Below are 247 nucleotides of genomic sequence, written 5' to 3'. Positions count from 1 at the left end.
GGTATGGCTAACCCTAGTCCACCAGTAGGTCCTGCACTAGGTCAACACGGTGTGAACATCATGGAATTCTGTAAAGCGTTCAACGCAAAAACAGAATATATTGAGAAAGGTCTACCAACTCCAGTAGTTATCACAGTAAACAGCGACCGTTCTTTCACGGTCGTAACTAAGACTCCACCTGCTGCTGTTCTTCTTAAGAAAGCTGCTGGCGTTAAGTCTGGTTCAGGTCGTCCAAACACTGAAAAAG

At 45.3% G+C, this 247-nt stretch carries 1 pseudogene; it reads left to right on the top strand.

Annotation, left to right across the window (positions count from 1 at the left end):
* Positions 1 to 247, top strand: a pseudogene (gene rplK, locus O4H53_RS27085) (50S ribosomal protein L11); the annotation flags it as partial.

The organism is Sulfitobacter sp. G21635-S1 (assembly GCF_027213915.1).
In the GTDB taxonomy this organism is placed as follows: domain Bacteria; phylum Pseudomonadota; class Alphaproteobacteria; order Rhodobacterales; family Rhodobacteraceae; genus Sulfitobacter.
This window is presented reverse-complemented; position numbering and strand designations above follow the sequence as displayed.